Origin of the sequence: Epilithonimonas hispanica (assembly GCF_003385395.1) — a bacterium.
GTDB classification, from domain to species: domain Bacteria; phylum Bacteroidota; class Bacteroidia; order Flavobacteriales; family Weeksellaceae; genus Epilithonimonas; species Epilithonimonas hispanica.
Map to the genome: position 1 here is coordinate 1 of NZ_QNUG01000103.1, position 1,812 is coordinate 1,812.

At 31.6% G+C, this 1,812-nt stretch carries 2 protein-coding genes and 1 pseudogene; 2 read left to right on the forward strand and 1 reads right to left on the reverse strand.

Features of this window, described 5'->3' with window-relative positions; genetic code table 11:
• Positions 1–191 precede the first annotated feature (191 nt).
• Positions 192–506: a hypothetical protein gene (locus DRF58_RS17990; RefSeq protein WP_116037327.1), complete on the forward strand. Its 315-nt coding sequence runs from the start codon at positions 192–194 to the stop codon at positions 504–506.
• Between the two features lie 36 nt (positions 507–542).
• Entirely contained in the window at positions 543–1,007 is a 465-nt protein-coding gene (locus DRF58_RS17995; RefSeq protein ID WP_116037329.1) for a PA2169 family four-helix-bundle protein, read from the forward strand.
• 364 nt (positions 1,008–1,371) lie between these two features.
• On the opposite strand, the pseudogene DRF58_RS18000 reads toward DRF58_RS17995, so the two are convergent.
• Positions 1,372–1,812 (reverse strand): annotated as a pseudogene (locus tag DRF58_RS18000) (IS4 family transposase); the annotation flags it as partial.

Consider the following 1,812-nt stretch of genomic DNA (forward strand, 5'->3'; position numbering starts at 1 on the left):
TCTGCCAAAACTTATCATCATTTCAAATTACATAATGAAATATTGTTTAAATTTTTTATGATTTGAATCACAATATATAACTCATTTACAATTAAATAAGCTATTTTAGGATAATATTGTAATCTTCTATAAAATTAATTATATAGAAAAATGATGGCAGGTATTTTGAATTAGAGATAAAAAAAAGAATTATGAATAATAAAATCATTATACCATTGACACTAGCAGTAGGAACCGGAATTGCTTTATATAAAGTATTTAAACAAAAAAGAGTAAAGAGTTTTGTTGCTCCCGATGGTAACTCTTATAAGCCTGATAGTAATTATCTTAGCTCAGACAAGAAACTATATCGTAATGGAAAAGAAATAAAATTAAATATTCCTGATGAATATTCATCGCAAACAAGGAATTCAATTCCGGAAAAAGTTTTTTCTAATGTTGGGAATATAGATAAAAATCAGATTTCAAATACACCGTATCATCATAAAGGTGTAAGAAATCATTAATGATCGAGAGATATTTAATATTTAAATAATTACAACATGAATTCAGAAAAAACATCTCAGCTGCTCAATGATCTTGTACACATTTTACAAGACCGCCTCACTGGTTTTGAAAACGTTGAAGGTAAAGTATGGGAAGGACATCCAGAATTAAAAGGCTTATATGAACAAATGGTTTCACAGACAAAAATAATGAAAACCAGCCTTATCAATCTTATTCAGGATTTGGGAGGAGAATATTCTGAACATCAAACAATATCAGGAGCTTTTCATCAAACATGGATATCTATAAAAAATTCTCTATTATTCGATAATATCGAAAAATCTACACTTAGAGAAGTTCTTTATGGAGAAAATGCAGCGATACAAACTTATCAGCAAGCTTTAGATGAAAATATTTTGGAAGGTTCCGAAAAAACGATTGTTGCTGAACAGCTTAAGGATATTAAAGACTCTGCCCATCAATTTCAAGGCGTTTTGGAAAACATAGAAGCAGAAAATTAAAATATAAAATATACTATTTATGCTAAAAAAAGGAGATCATGTCAAATAGAGATTTTAAAATGGCGAAACTTACGGTATCATCATAAAGATTCATACTTCAGATTTTATATTGATGAACCGCCAATGACGAGCTTCGGAATGGAAACCTCAACATGAGGTAATAAGCTAAAAGACCGGTAAAACAGCAGCTCAGAAATCATCAGCATTGAAGAAAATCTCAATATAAAAAAAGTAACTCTCACAAGTAGTCATGGTCGGAAAAAAAATCCGACCATTTTTTATGTTTTGGTTTTAAAAACTTTTGTAGGGTCTCCTCCTGCAAAAACGATTAAAATAGCCGTAATCATATCTCGAAGTTCCATTGTTATTCGTCTTTTTGCGGTACCCCGGAAGGTAAAATCCCATCGAAGGAAAAACTGAATTTCACCAATTTTTTCCCGCTCTTTTGGTCTATTCCTTCCTTGAGTTTGGAGCACGTATCGGCAACGATTGTGCTGTCAACGCGGATAAGGTTGTATTTTTCGATTTCGGTCTTAGAGTAAAGGGCTGAAAACCTCCCATACATTTGTTCATAGATTGCTTTGAAATAAGTGGGATCAATTTTTGAAAGCCGTTCTGAGATTGAGCTTCTTCTTACTTTTTCCTCTTCTCCTAAACCGAACAAAGCTTTGAATCCGCTACTGTTAAAAGTATCTTCTAATGTTCTTTGGCTTAATTTTTCATTATCGAAAATAGAGAAAAGAAGTAGATAAAACATTTTTTTACCGTGCAGAACCTTGCTGTAATAATCCACTTTGGTACTTGC